General features: G+C 56.6%; 12 protein-coding genes. All 12 read left to right on the forward strand.

What is annotated here, in order from left to right; genetic code table 11:
- Nucleotides 1-168: 168 nt before the first annotated feature.
- A complete protein-coding gene (locus HH1059_RS03020) occupies nt 169-1,527 on the forward strand; it encodes a TrpB-like pyridoxal phosphate-dependent enzyme (RefSeq protein WP_096408134.1) in 1,359 nt (452 codons plus the stop codon).
- 66 nt (nt 1,528-1,593) lie between these two features.
- The gene (locus tag HH1059_RS03025; protein ID WP_096408136.1) at nt 1,594-2,079 is read left to right on the forward strand and encodes a hypothetical protein; all 486 of its coding nucleotides are present in this window, start codon (nt 1,594-1,596) and stop codon (nt 2,077-2,079) included.
- A gap of 156 nt (nt 2,080-2,235) precedes the next feature.
- Nucleotides 2,236-2,793, forward strand: a complete 558-nt coding sequence (gene bchF, locus HH1059_RS03030) for a 2-vinyl bacteriochlorophyllide hydratase (RefSeq protein WP_096408139.1) — start codon at nt 2,236-2,238, stop codon at nt 2,791-2,793.
- Nucleotides 2,793-4,091 carry a ferredoxin:protochlorophyllide reductase (ATP-dependent) subunit N gene (locus HH1059_RS03035; RefSeq protein ID WP_096408141.1) on the forward strand — a complete coding sequence of 433 codons (1,299 nt, stop codon included), beginning with the start codon at nt 2,793-2,795 and terminating at the stop codon, nt 4,089-4,091. The genes bchF and HH1059_RS03035 overlap by 1 nt, the downstream gene beginning before the upstream one ends.
- A gap of 1 nt (nt 4,092) precedes the next feature.
- Nucleotides 4,093-5,697, forward strand: a complete 1,605-nt coding sequence (gene bchB / locus HH1059_RS03040; protein ID WP_096408144.1) for a ferredoxin:protochlorophyllide reductase (ATP-dependent) subunit B — start codon at nt 4,093-4,095, stop codon at nt 5,695-5,697.
- Complete coding sequence (locus HH1059_RS03045) at nt 5,672-9,412, forward strand: magnesium chelatase subunit H (protein ID WP_096408146.1); 3,741 nt, start codon at nt 5,672-5,674, stop codon at nt 9,410-9,412. The genes bchB and HH1059_RS03045 overlap by 26 nt, the downstream gene beginning before the upstream one ends.
- Nucleotides 9,409-10,308, forward strand: a complete 900-nt coding sequence (bchL, locus tag HH1059_RS03050; protein WP_096408149.1) for a ferredoxin:protochlorophyllide reductase (ATP-dependent) iron-sulfur ATP-binding protein — start codon at nt 9,409-9,411, stop codon at nt 10,306-10,308. Before HH1059_RS03045 ends, bchL begins: the two co-directional genes overlap by 4 nt.
- Nucleotides 10,308-11,009: a magnesium protoporphyrin IX methyltransferase gene (gene bchM / locus HH1059_RS03055; RefSeq protein WP_096408151.1), complete on the forward strand. Its 702-nt coding sequence runs from the start codon at nt 10,308-10,310 to the stop codon at nt 11,007-11,009. Before bchL ends, bchM begins: the two co-directional genes overlap by 1 nt.
- Nucleotides 11,006-12,433, forward strand: coding sequence for a BCD family MFS transporter (locus tag HH1059_RS03060; RefSeq protein ID WP_096408154.1), 1,428 nt, complete (start codon nt 11,006-11,008; stop codon nt 12,431-12,433). Before bchM ends, HH1059_RS03060 begins: the two co-directional genes overlap by 4 nt.
- A 24-nt stretch (nt 12,434-12,457) precedes the next feature.
- Complete coding sequence (gene puhA / locus HH1059_RS03065) at nt 12,458-13,282, forward strand: photosynthetic reaction center subunit H (protein ID WP_197710732.1); 825 nt, start codon at nt 12,458-12,460, stop codon at nt 13,280-13,282.
- Entirely contained in the window at nt 13,279-13,944 is a 666-nt protein-coding gene (gene puhB / locus HH1059_RS03070) for a photosynthetic complex putative assembly protein PuhB (protein ID WP_096408157.1), read from the forward strand. Before puhA ends, puhB begins: the two co-directional genes overlap by 4 nt.
- A gap of 10 nt (nt 13,945-13,954) precedes the next feature.
- The gene (gene puhC / locus HH1059_RS03075) at nt 13,955-14,419 is read left to right on the forward strand and encodes a photosynthetic complex assembly protein PuhC (RefSeq protein WP_096408159.1); all 465 of its coding nucleotides are present in this window, start codon (nt 13,955-13,957) and stop codon (nt 14,417-14,419) included.
- The last annotated feature ends 11 nt before the right edge of the window (nt 14,420-14,430 follow it).

The raw sequence follows: 14,430 nt of genomic DNA on the forward strand, positions 1-14,430 counted from the left end.
ACTGATAGAGGCTAACTGGGCGCCCCTAAAATCCATGCGCCACCTGGCGAGCCAATTTTAACCTAAAAATTACGCTGTTCGTGCCGGTCTGGCAAGATGATCTTCCCCTATACGTTTCGCCCGGCTAACATACCGGCGTTCTGTGGTTTTATTTTATTGGGGAGCCCGATGAGCGAGACAATCAAATATCAGCTTGACGAGAGCCGTCTACCGCGCAGTTGGTACAACATCAACGCCGATTTGCCAGAGCCGCTCGCACCGGTTCTGCACCCAGGGACCAAAGAGCCGGTTGGGCCGAGTGACCTAGCTCCTCTCTTCCCAAACGGCGTCATTGAGCAGGAGATGAGCCTGGAGCGTGACATCGATATCCCGGCACCTGTGCGCGATGCCTATCGGCAGTGGCGGCCATCTCCGTTGTATCGGGCGCGGCGCTTAGAGCGCGAATTGGCTACCCCGGCAAAGATCTTCTACAAGTATGAGGGGGTTAGCCCCTCAGGCAGCCATAAGGCTAACACCTCGATACCGCAGGCTTTCTACAACCATGCCGAAGGGGTGCGGCGTATAACCACAGAAACTGGGGCCGGGCAATGGGGCTCTTCATTGGCTTTGGCAGGGGCCTTGTTTGACCTGCAGATTGAGGTTTTCATGGTTGCCGTAAGCTACCATCAAAAGCCTTACCGGCGCGCCTTTATGGAGAGTTTTGGCGCACAATGCATACCCAGCCCCAGCGATCGAACCGAGTTTGGGCGTTCGGTGCTCGCCGAAGACCCGCAGAGTACCGGCAGTCTGGGCATAGCGATTGGCGAAGCTGTAGAGATGGCCGCATCCGCCCAGGATACGCGTTATGCCCTGGGCAGTGTTCTTAATCACGTGCTGTTGCACCAGACCGTAATAGGCCAGGAGGCAATGGAGCAAATGGCTATGGCTGATGCCTACCCGGATACCATAGTCGCCTGCACAGGCGGTGGCAGTAACTTTGCTGGCATTGTCTTCCCCTTCCTTGGTCAAGCCTTGCGGGGCGGGCCGAATATTCAGGCGATAGCGGTAGAGCCGACCGCTTGTCCTACCTTGACCAAGGGTAGGTTCGCCTATGATTACGGCGATACAGCTCACTTAACTCCACTAGCTAAGATGCACACCCTCGGCTCGAGCTTTAAGCCGCAAGGGTTCCATGCTGGTGGCTTGCGCTATCACGGTATGGCTCCACAAGTAAGCCATCTGCACGATCTCGGCTATCTGGACGCACGAGCCTATGATCAACTTGAATGTTTCGCTGCGGGATTGCGTTTTGCTAAAGCTGAGGGGATCATCCCGGCACCGGAGGCAACCCATGCGATCAAGGCCGTGCTCGATGAGGCTGAGGAGTGTCGCTTGGGTGGGACTGAGAAGACGATCCTCTTCAACCTCAGCGGCCATGGCAATTTCGATATGCAGGCATATACAGACTATTTGGGCGGCAAGCTAAAGGATCTAGGGGGGAGCAGTGACGAGGTCGCTATGGCACTTTCCGGCTTGCCGCAGGTATAGTGCCAATGGTTTCTTAGAGGTTATCTAGTAGCATAATAAACTTGGTGCACAGCTGAGGAGCTCGGCATGACAGAAGATTGGATTCGCAAAGAGCGCAAACGGTTGGCTCAGCAGCTAACCGCATCCACCTGGAAAGGTTTGGTGTTGTCTATACCGCTAGTTGCTCTGGTAGCAGTGGGGTTTTATTTTTGGGTGGTGACTTCGTTTGAACTCCTCCCCGGGGCTGAACAGACTCTAGTTGCCTTGGTGGCGACCTTTGCTTTGCCCGGTGCAGTATTTGTGTTCGTGGGTTTGCGCCGCTGGTTCTGGCAGCGTGCTATCCGCGGTGAGCTGAATCGGATGCGCTCGCAGAAATTTGTCAGCGAGTATGTTGAGCAACTCGGCGGCGAGGCCTCTTTGCACGCCCATTTGTCGGTGGTGGCCAAGGCCCGCGTAGACCGGGTGTTGGAGCGCGAGCGCTCCGATGAACAGGTCACTGATAGTGAGTATGCAACCGCGCTGCGTTATCTGCTTTTGCTGGAGCCATTGACCGAAGGCCGCACAAGTTCGTAGCCGAGGTTGACTCTTCGCTCGGTAGGGCGGTTGGGGTGAAAATGGTTTGCGCCGGCTGGCCGTGAGTTGACACCTTATTTGAGCCATAAGTAGACTCGCTCCGGAGCCGACCGCAAAATGCTACGGTTGATCAAGATTAAAGGGAGATGCAGCGCGATGCAGCATCACGCTTCGTGGTTGGGAGATGAGCCACTCTACACTGAGGAGCAGCGCCGGCGGCGTGACTCGACTTGGTGGACTACGGTTCAGGGTGTCCTAGCACCCACTCAGTTCATTGTCTTTCTGGTCAGCTTGGCCCTTGTTATTTGGTATTTGACAACGGGTGAGGGCCTTGAGCTGGCTGCTTGGTCAATCGTGATCAAGACACTTATCCTCTATACCATCATGGTTACCGGCGCCATCTGGGAAAAGGTGGTGTTTGGCAAGTATCTCTTCGCCCCCGCCTTCTTCTGGGAAGATGTGGTGAGCATGGCGGTGATCCTGCTGCATACTGCCTACTTGGTTGTCTGGTTTGGCGACATATTTACTCCGGTGCAGCAGATGATGGTGGCCCTGGCGGCCTATATCCTTTACGTCATTAATGCCTTCCAGTTTTTGCTCAAACTCAGGGCAGCTCGGTTGCAGGAGCAGCGTACTCGTGATGCTGCTCAGGCGGAGGCAGCAGCAGGTGGCGAGGGTGGTGGCGCCAGCAAATCCAAAGAGGGTGCAGCCTGATGAGTACGCGTGCAGCCGTCGATCCGAATACCGCCGGCGATCACGGCTGCGATTGCCCCGTGGAGGTCATTCAGGAGCGGGGTCAACGGCAGGTCTTCTGTGGACTAACGAGTATTGTGTGGTTGCATCGCAAGATGCAGGATGCGTTTTTTCTCGTTGTTGGCTCGCGTACCTGTGCGCATCTGCTCCAAGCTGCTGCAGGGGTGATGATCTTCGCTGAGCCGAGGTTTGCCACCGCTGTGTTGGGTGAGCGCGACCTGGCCGGACTTGCTGATTGCAACGATGAGTTGGACCGGGTTGTAAACGAGTTGCTGGCCCGGCGACCGGAGATAAAGACGCTGTTTCTCGTTGGCTCGTGCCCCTCTGAAGTGATCAAGCTCGATCTGGATAATGCTGCTGAGCGCCTAACTCGGGAGCATGCCGGGCGCGTCCAAGTGATGCATTACTCTGGTAGCGGTCTGGAGACAGCATTCACCCAGGGTGAGGATAAGTGCCTGGCGTCTATAACTGAACAGATGCCTCAGGCTGAGGAGAACGAGGCGCCTTCATTGTTGGTTTTGGGCACGTTGGCCGATGTTGTCGAGGACCAGTTTCGTAGGATTTTCGATCAACTTGGGATAGGCCCGGTGCACTTTCTCCCTCCACGCAGTTGTGAGCAATTGCCAGCGGTGGGGCCCCAGACCCGGGTTATCATGGCGCAGCCGTTTGTTGGTGAGGCAACACGTGCTCTGTTAAGCCGCGGTGCGCAGTACGTCAATGCCCCGTATCCTGTGGGCATAGAGGGAACACGTGGATGGCTGTACGCTGCAGCGCACTCTTTCGGGGTTGCCGAGCAACGAGTCGATGAAGTTGTAGCGGCGCCGGTAGAGAGGGCGCGCGCGGCCTTGGCCCGTCAGCGCGAAGTGCTCGCTGGTAAAAGTATTACTTTCCTGCCAGACTCGCAGTTGGAGTTGCCGCTGGCACGATTTCTTGCCAATGAGTGCGGCATGCGGCCGCTGGAGGTGGCTACCCCGTATCTGGATCGGCAGCTGCATGGCCAAGAGGCTGTCCAGCTTGGCGATGGGGTGCGGTTGATTGAAGGGCAGGACCTCGAGAGGCAGTTAGACAGGCTGCGTGATGACCGGCCTGACTTAACTGTGTGTGGACTCGGTCTGGCTAACCCTCTGGAGGCCGAGGGGCTGCGGACCAAGTGGTCGATTGAGCTGGTGTTTTCGCCGATCCAAGGTTTTGATCAGGCAGCCGATCTGGCTGAATTGTTCGCCCGGCCTCTAGTTAGACACGAAAGTTTGAGGGTGTAGCATGCATTTAGCGCTCTGGACTTATGAAGGCCCTCCGCATGTTGGTGCGATGCGCGTGGCAGCATCGATGGAGGGCGTGCATTATGTCCTGCATGCGCCCCAGGGTGATAGCTACGCAGATCTGCTCTTTACCATGATTGAGCGCCGTGCTTCCCGGCCGCCGGTAACTTACACGACCTTCCATGGCCGCCACCTCGGGGCGGATACTGCCGAACTAGTTCGCCAAACCGTTCGTGACGCGTATGAGCGCCATCAACCACAGGCGCTGATGGTAGGAGACTCCTGTACAGCGGAGCTATTACAGGATCAGCCGGGTACCTTGGCGGCCGGCATGGATCTGCCCGTGCCGGTGATAGCGCTCGAGAGCGCCGCCTACTCGCGAAAAGAGAACTTTGGCGCTAGTGAGGCCTTTTATCAGCTGGTTCGGGGCACTCTTGTTGCTAATCAAGATGGTGCTTTGGGGCACGCTGCGCCGGCAGCGGATAGCGATCGCAGCGCCGCTTGCGATAGACCCACAGCCAACCTGCTCGGGCCAACTTCATTGGGGTTTAGGTGCCGCGATGATGTCAAGGAGATCAAGGCCCTGCTGGAACGTCTAGGCATCGGCGTTAACGTGGTAGCTCCCCTCGGGGCAACCCCGGCCGACTTGTCCCGCATCCCCGCCGCCGATTTTAATGTCTGCCTTTATCCGGAGATTGCTAGGACCACTTGTGAGTGGCTGCAGCGGCAGTATCGTCAGCCCATGGTAACTACTGTCCCGCTGGGGTTGGGCGCCACTCGGGATTTCATCCGTGAGATTGGGGATGTGTCTGGGGTTGATGCCAGCGCTGTACTGGAGCAATGCACTGCCCGCATGTCTTGGTACAGCCGTTCAGTGGACTCTAACTACCTAACCGGCAAGCGGGTTTTCATCTTTGCCGATGCTACGCATGCGATAGCCGCTGCGCGGATTGCACGTGAGGAGTTAGGTTTCAGTGTGGTCGGGCTGGGTACGTACAGCCGTGAACACGCTCGAGAGGTACGTCAGGTGGCCAAAGATTTGGGCCTGGAGCCTTTGATTACCGATGATTACTTGGAGGTGGAGAAAAGTGTTGCCGAGGCAGCGCCAGAGCTGGTTCTTGGCACTCAAATGGAGAGGCATATAGCCAAGCGCCTAGGACTGCCCTGTGCAGTAATCTCGGCGCCAGCACATGTTCAGGACTTTCCGGCCAGCTATGCCCCGAACATGGGGTTCGAGGGCGCCAACGTAATATTCGACACCTGGGTCCATCCGCTTATGATGGGTCTCGAGGAGCACCTTCTAGGGATGTTCCGCGAAGACTTCGAGTTTTCAACTGACACCCCATCACATATGGCTTCATCAGGGGCAGGCCAGGAGCGTGCCGCTGAACAGGAGCAAGCTGTGGCTGAGGCGTCAGTTGCGGAAGCGGATAGCCCCGGTGCACAAATACGCTGGACGCCGGAAGCGGAGTCGGAGTTACGCAAAATCCCGTTTTTCGTGCGAGGAAAAGCTCGGCGCAATACCGAGCACTTTGCCGCCGAGCGGGGAATTGCGACCATCACAGTGGAGACCATCTACGATGCCAAAGCCCACTTCAGCCGCTGACCCGACGCCGATGCGCGTTGCGCTCATAACGCTCGATAACCACATGGCAGGCGCAGTGGAGCGCGCCAGGCCGGTATTACAGAAGGAGATCCCGGGGCTGGAGCTCAGCTACCATGCCGCCTCGGACTGGAACAGTAATCCTACTGCCTTGGAGCGTTGCCGCGAGCGCATCTCTAAAGCCGATGTGATCGTAGTAACCATGCTTTTCATGGAGGAGCATATCGAGCCGGTGCTCGCCGATCTTCAGGCACGCCGGGATGATTGCGATGCCATGGTGGTGATCATGTCGGCCGGTGAGGTGATGAAGCTCACGCGGATGGGTAAATTTGCTATGGATGGCTCGAGCAGGGGGCCCATGTCCCTGCTCAAGAAGCTGCGCGGTCAGAAGAAGAACAAGAAAGATGAAGAGGGCAATTCGGGCGAGAAGCAGGCCGCCATGCTGCGCCGCATACCCCGGCTGCTACGCTTTATCCCCGGCACCGCGCAAGATGTCCGGGCCTACTTTCTGACTTGGCTCTACTTCCTCGCCAGCTCTGATGAAAACGTGACCAATATGGTCCGTTATCTGGTCAATCGTTATGCCGGTGGTCCGCGCCAGCATCTGCGTGGCCAGCTGAAGGTTGATGACCCGATAGAATACCCTGAAGTTGGCCTCTATCATCCGCGTATGGAAGGTAGGGTCGGGGAGGATCCGAGTCTGCTTCCTCGGCCAGAGGCGGCCGAAGAGCGCGGGGTGGTTGGCCTGCTGTTGATGCGCTCATACGTCCTCTCCGGTGATGCTGGTCACTATGATGGCGTAATAGAGACGCTCGAGTCGCGCGGCTACCGAGTGATACCGGCCTTTGCTAGTGGTCTCGATAATCGCCCCGCGGTAGAGAAATTCTTCATGCACGCTGAGGGCTACCCGGCGGTGGATGCGGTAGTCTCCCTGACCGGCTTCTCTTTAGTTGGTGGACCGGCCTATAACAATGCTGGTGCAGCTGAGGAGATGCTGCGCAGTATGGATGTGCCCTATATCACAGCCCAGGCCCTGGAGTTCCAGTCGTTGGAGCAGTGGGAGATCTCTGAGCGTGGCCTGACACCGGTAGAGACGACTATGATGGTCGCGATCCCCGAACTTGATGGCGCCACTGCGCCGATAGTCTTTGGTGGTCGGGCGGCTCTGCCAGGACCGGATGGCGTCTGTCGGATGGAGGCGCACCCTGAGCGTACCCTGATGTTGGCGCGGCGGTTAGAAAAACTGATCAAGCTACGTCGCAGTGCGCGGGCCGAACGTAAGCTGAGCATAGTCCTGTTCAGTTTTCCGCCCCAGGCAGGTTCCTTGGGTACGGCAGCTTATCTGGCGGTGTTCAGCTCCCTCTATAACACTCTTCATGAGCTATACGATGCTGGGTATCACGTCGAGTTGCCGGAGTCGGTCGATGATCTGCGCGAGCGGATTATAAATGGCAATGCTAGTCAGTTTGGGGCCCATGCCAACGTCCATACGCGGGTCTCGGTTGACGACTACGTCTCTCGCGAGCCTCATCTTAAGCAGCTAGAAGAGCAGTGGGGGCCGGCGCCGGGCAAGCAGCAGAGCGACGGCCAGTCGATCTTCGTCCTGGGCATTGAGCTCGGTAACGTCTTTGTCGGTATCCAGCCTGGGTTCGGCTATGAAGGCGACCCAATGCGCCTGCTCTTTGAGCAGGGTCTTACCCCGACGCATGCTATGTGCGCCTTCTATCGCTATATCCGCGAGGACTTCGGCGCCGATGCGGTGCTGCATTTCGGCACTCATGGGGCGTTAGAGTTTATGCCCGGCAAACAATGTGGTATGAGTCCACACTGCTGGCCTGATCGGTTGATCGGTGATCTGCCCAACTTCTATCTCTACGCTGCCAATAACCCCTCTGAGGGATCGATAGCCAAGCGCCGCTCGGCAGCCACCCTGATCAGTTACCTAACGCCGCCGGTGGGCCGCGCGGGGCTCTATCGTGGCCTGCTTGAGCTCAAATCGTCGGTGGAACGGTATCGCAGCGCACCGCCGGATAATGTCGATGAGCGTGAAGAGCTCGCTAAGCTGATCCAGGCTCAGGCAGCTGAGGTCGATTTGGCTGAGCTGGAGCCTGAGTGGGGCGCGGATGAAGCACCTGAGAAGATATCTCAGCTTAGCGAGCAGATACTCGAGATGGAGTACACGCTTATCCCTGAGGGGCTGCATATAGTGGGCGAGCCGCCCTCGCGAGAGGGACGGATAGATCAGCTGCTCTCGATAGCGGAAACCGCTCACGGGGCTAATGTCGATCGGGGTTGTATTGCTGCTCTTGTTGACGGCCAAACACCTAAGCAGGCTTTGGCTGCTGCTGAGAGTAATGAGCATGAGACTACCCGCGAGTTGCTCGAAACACTTGCTGATACAGCGCAAAAACTAGGAGACAACCGCGAGCTGGAAGGGATAATTAGGGCCCTTGATGGCCGCTTTGTGCCCCCAGTAGCTGGCGGCGATATCCTGCGCAGTCCGCACATATTGCCGACTGGCCGTAACATGCACGGCTTCGATCCCTACCGCATTCCGAGCGCATTTGCGGTTAAGGATGGTGCTAAACAGGCCGAGCGACTCCTTGAGAAGCACAAAGAGGCCGGTGAAGAGGTCCCCGATTCGATAGCAATGGTGCTTTGGGGAACCGATAACCTTAAGAGCGAAGGTGGCCCGATAGGTCAGGCATTGGCCCTTATCGGTGCGCGTCCCCGTTTTGATACTTACGGCAAGTTGGCGGGGGCTGAGCTTATTCCGTTGGATGAACTGGGCCGTAAGCGCATCGACTTGGTGATAACCCTCTCGGGTATCTTCAGGGATCTGTTGCCGTTGCAAACCCGAGTGCTCGCCGAGGCGACTTACCTGGCTGCCAGTGCTGAAGAAGAACCATTGGAGATGAATCCTATCCGCCGTAATACCTTGGCTTATCAAGAGAAGCACGGCTGTGACTTCGAGACCGCAGCCTTGCGGGTCTTTAGCAACGCAGATGGGGCTTACGGATCGAACGTCGGCTCGATGATTGATCAGGGTGCTTGGGAAGATGAGGATGAGATTGCCGACACTTATACCCGGCGCAAGTGCTACGCCTACGGGCGCAGCGGCCAGCCGGTGCGCCAGGAAGAGTTGCTCGGCAGCATGCTTTCGGGAGTCGAGCTGACTTATCAGAACCTGGAGTCGGTAGAACTCGGGGTGACCACCGTTGACCACTACTTTGATACTTTGGGTGGGATAAGCCGGGCTGTTGCCCGCTCCCGTGGTGGTGAGCATGTGCCTGTCTATATCGGTGACCAGACTAGGGGAGAGGGCAAGGTTCGCACTCTATCCGATCAAGTAGCTCTGGAGACGCGTACCCGCATGCTTAATCCTAAGTGGTATGAGGGTTTGCTCGAGCACGGTTATGAAGGCGTACAACAGATAGAGGTCCATCTGACTAATACCATGGGCTGGTCGGCGACGACCGGGCAGGTTTCGCCTTGGGTGTATCAGCAGTTCACCCAAACGTTCATGTTGGATGAGAAGATGCGCGAGCGCATGGCGCAGCTCAACCCGGCGGCTTCGGCGAAGCTGGCTAACCGGTTGCTGGAGGCGCATGAGCGCAATTACTGGAACCCGGATGAGGAGACATTGGAAGCCTTGCGAAAAGCTGGAGATGAGCTCGAAGACTACTTCGAAGGGGTTAATGAGGAGGCCGCTGCATGAGCGGTGGCGTTACCGGTAGTGGTGTAAGCAGAGGTGATGGCGAGGGTAGTTATCAGGTGCACCTTGACCCGGGCACTCAGGGTTCAAGGGCGAAGATATTCGCCGTATACGGTAAAGGCGGCATAGGCAAGAGCACGACCTCGTCTAACCTCGCCGTCGCCTTTAGCAAGCTCGGCAAGCGGGTATTGCAAATCGGCTGTGATCCTAAGCACGACTCGACGTTTACCCTTACTAAGAGCTTGGTGCCGACGGTCATCGACAGCCTGGAGAGTGTCGATTTCCATAGTGAAGAGCTGCGCCCCGACGACTATGTCTACCCCGGGTATAACGGGGTGCTCTGTGTTGAGGCCGGGGGCCCCCCGGCCGGGACTGGCTGCGGTGGGTATGTAGTCGGTCAGACGGTGAAGCTATTGAAGCAGCACCATCTGCTCGAAGATACCGATGTGGTTATCTTTGATGTGCTTGGAGATGTGGTCTGTGGCGGCTTCGCGGCTCCTCTGCAGTATGCGGATAGGGCGCTGATAGTGACGGCAAACGATTTCGATTCAATCTTTGCTATGAATCGGATAGCCGGGGCGATCCAAGCCAAGGCGAAGAACTACAAGGTGCGCCTCGGTGGTGTTATTGCTAACCGCAGCGAAGCTACTGAGCAGATTGAGCGTTTCAACGAGCGTATCGGCTTGCAGATGCTTGCCCATCTGCCTAATTACGACGTTATCCGTCGCAGCCGGCTGCATAAGGCGACGCTCTTTGAGCTTGAAGAGGAGTCAGCTGAGCTCGAGTACGCCCGTAACGAGTACTTGAACTTGGCAACCGCGTTGTGGAATGGCGTTGAGCCACTAAATCCAGCGCCTCTCCGCGATAGGGAAGTTTTTGATCTGCTGGGGTTCGACTGATGCCAACAAGCTCATATAAGAAAAGACTTGGCAAGGTCGAAACATATTTTGACGATACTGCCGTTGAAGCTTGGCGCAAGCTGACCTCAGACGCCCCTGTAAGCGGGGTAAGGGCTACAGTGAGGGCGGGTCGTGAAGAGATGCGCACCACATTGCTGAGCTGGTTACCTAGCGATATGCGCGGAAAACGAGTGCTAGATGCCGGATGTGGGCCGGGGATGCTTTCATATGAGCTGGCGCGTCGCGGTGCGCAGGTTACGGCGATTGATGTATCGAGCAACCTAATAGATATAGCTCGACAGCGGTTGCCAGAGGATATTGATAGCCAAAGGATAGATTTCCAGGTAGGCGATATGCTCGATTCAAGCCTTGGCGAATTCGACTACGTCGTCTCTATGGATGTCCTGATCCACTACCCCTGTGACGATGCTGTTGCAGCGTTGGCCGATATAGCACAGCGTACGCGCGGCAGTATTGCGTTTACCTTTGCCCCGCGCACACCCTTCTTGGCCGCAATGCACTGGGTAGGCAAACTCTTTCCCCGCAGCGATAGGTCGCCGGCAATTGAACCGGTTGCGCAGCGGCGCTTGTTGGAGGCTTTGGCTGGTGAGGAGCGTCTTGAGGGCTGGAAACCTGGTCGATCTCAACTAATCAGTCGAGGTTTTTATACCTCGCAAGCACTGGAGCTACAGCGACAATGAGTCAGTGGGTCGGCAACTTCTATCGTAATTTTAGCCGCTTTGCTCTGCCGTTTGCAGATGCAACGACAGAGCAGCTGCCAATGACCAGAATTTTCCGGTTGGCCCTGTTCCAAATAACGGTCGGCATGATGTACGTCCTGTTTACCGGGACGCTGAACCGGGTCATGATTCACGAGCTCGGCATCGCCGCGGCCTTGCTAGGTGCCATGCTGGCGCTGCCGGTACTATTAGCTCCATTGCGCCTGCTTATTGGCCACCGCTCCGACCATCATCCTTCCCACTTGGGTTGGCGGCGGGTCCCGTATCTGTGGATGGGGACCCTGTTCCAGTTTGGCGGCCTGGCAATTATGCCCTTTGCCATATTGGTTCAATCGGAGCACGCCGCAGACTACCCATTGCTTGCCTCACTGGGGGCCGGTTTGGCATTTCTGCTTGCTGGGATCGGCGTGCATATGACCCAGACCGCAGGATTGTCACTGACCAATGATCTTGCCCCCGACGATAAGGTGGCTAGGGTTGTTGGGCTGATGTACATCATGCTGCTGATCGGGATGGTTATAGCGGCGGCGACATTCTGGTATTTCCTGAGTGATTACAGCCATTACCGCCTAATTCAGGTCATTCAGGGAGCCGCGGTTGCCACCTGGGCTTTGAATATTATTGCCCTATGGAAGCAGGAACCGCGTGATCCAAGTCGGACCCGCGTCGATAGGCCGCGACCATCTTTTGCTTCAGCATGGCAAAGTTTCAGTGAGATGGGTCCGGTGGCTCGGTTGCTAGTAGTCATCGGCCTGGGTGCAGCAGGGTTTGGTATGCAAGACATCATAATCGAACCCTACGGTGCCCGGGTGCTGGACCTAGAGGTAGCCGGCACCACCCTGCTTACAGGACTGTGGGCAGTGGGAATGCTGGTTGGTTTCTCGGTTTGCGGGGCGTTGCTAGATAAGGGAAGTAACCCGTACCGAGTGGTCGCTGCTGGGGCTTTGATAGGGGTGGTAGCTTTCGCTATGGTCATTGCTTCAGCACCCTTGGAGTCGCCGATGCTGTTTAGGATGGGCAACTTCGTGATAGGACTCGGTGCAGGGTTGTTCTATGTCGGGACACTGGTGGCAACGATGGAGTTAGCGCCCCCTGAGAAGAGCGGGTTCGCCATCGGGGCGTGGGGTGCGGTGCAAGCTACCGCGCTTGGTGCGGCCCTGGCTACTGGGGCCGGGTTGAGTGATCTCATATCCGCGTTAGGCGCTGCGGGTATGCTAGGGGAGATCTTCACGCACCCGGCGGCGGGGTACAGTGTAGTCTATTCACTGGAAATAGTGCTGTTAGTGGCGATGGTGGTGGCCGCTTGGCCCTTGGCGCGTATAAACAGGAATCAAAGTGGTTCATCAACATCATCGTCTCGTTTCGGTCTGGCCGATAATGGCTAAGGCCAATAAGTGTGGAGGTGCGTTATGGAAGCGTTTTATCCAATGGGAATCGCCAGGTTCGATTGGGGAATATGGGCAGTCATATTCTTCTTCGTCTTCCTGGCAGGCCTGATTGTCTATTGTCGTAGGGAAGACAAGCGCGAAGGTTATCCGCTGATCTCCGATCCGAACGACAAGTACGGCGCGCCGCGTCTTGTCTCGGGCACGATCCCGCGGGTACCTAAGCCGAAGACCTTCCTGCTGCGTGACGGGCGCACCATTCAGGTGCCGCGTCAGGAGAAGGTCGAGTGGGACCGTAACTATAAACTCGAAGCTCAGCCGACTGCGCCGTGGCCTGGTTCCCCCTTGGAGCCGATAGGCAATCCGATGAAAGCGGCGATCGGGCCTGGTGCTTACGCCAAGCGCGAAGATAAGCCGGAGCTGACTTGGCATAACAAGCAAAAGATCGTGCCGATGCGGATCGCCACCGAGTATTATGTCGTGGAAGACGATCCGGATTTGCGCGGTGCTCCGGTAGTCGGCCTGTGCGGCGGCCAGGGTGGCCGTGTACGTGACATCTGGGTTGATCGTAGCGAGTGCCGTATCATGTACTATGAGGTTGAGATTAGCCCTCATACCTCGGGCAAGGACAGCGTCCTTTTGCCACAGTGCTTTGCGCGGGAAACTCGCCGCATGGACGGAGTATGGGAGATCCGCGTGAATTCGATCACGGCAGAGCAGTTCCGTGATGTGCCACGCCTTTCCAACCCTGACCAAATCACTCCTCAAGAGGAAGATATGGTCTGTGCCTATTATGGTGCTGGCACGCTGTACGCCGTCCCTGGCCGTACGGAGCCGTTCTTGCCGTGAAGGAGCATGATTTCGAGCCTATCCCTGGCCTCCCCGAGAGGCCTCCGGAAGGCGAACAAATCCTTTGGCAAGGCAAGCCCGCTTGGTGGTCATTCACCAAGCGGGCCCTGCATGTAAGGAAGGTCGCGGCTTACTTCTTAATTGTCGGGGCTTGGTTCGCATACACTTCCCTGCGTGATGGAGACGGTGTCAACTATGCCCTAGGTGACTTTTTTGGGCAGATAATTATCGGTGCTTTGGTTTGCGGCCTCTTGATTTGGATCGGTCGCTGGATGGTGAAGCACGCACTCTATACAATTACTAATCAACGAATTGTTATGCGTATTGGTGCTTCTTGGCAGGCATCGATAAACCTGCCGTTCGCTCAGGTTGAATCTGTAGACTTGAGAAAGCATAGGGACGGCCATAGCGATATAATGATCAAAATGGATCAGCGGGAGAGGTTGAGTTTTATGTTCTTCTGGCCGCATATACGTCCATGGCGACTTAATCGACCTGAGCCGATGCTGCGTTCACTGCCCGATGGCGACGAAGCCGTTAAAATACTGGTTGACGCCCTGAAAAAGCATGTAGAATCGGAGCAGAAGGAAGAGCGCAGGGGCAACGTCAGGGAAAATCAAGGCACCACAAACTCCCCTGCCTATGCAAACGAGGCTAGGTAATGAGGTTGCTATGAGCGACGAGCACCTGCGTGCTGGAGTAATCACAAACGTGGTATTCCCGGTGACCGCCTTCACGGCGGTCGCACTCTTCACAGCCTATGTGATTTACGGTGGGCTAGTCTTAGGGCACGGCTCGAGAGAGGGTAGCGTTACGAGCGATGCCCCGGTTGAGTTTGAGCGGGGGATCTTTTTCGACCCTCTCGAAGATGGCGGTCTGATAATACGCGATCATCGTGGCGATGAATTGTGGAGCATTGCCGAGGATGAGTCGGCCTATATCCATAGTACCGCGCAGCGGATGTGGGATTATCGTGATCGTGATAACGTCTCGGCAACACTGCCATTTATCGTTAGGAGTCACGAGGACGGGCAGGTAATAGTCTCCGATCCGATGACTAAGCGGGGCGTAGCGATCAACTCATTTGGTTCGCAGAATGCCGAAGATTTCGTAGACACCTTGAAAGCGGCAGAGTAGTTATTATCGTT

It is taken from the genome of Halorhodospira halochloris (assembly GCF_002356555.2).
Lineage (GTDB): Bacteria > Pseudomonadota > Gammaproteobacteria > Nitrococcales > Halorhodospiraceae > Halorhodospira > Halorhodospira halochloris.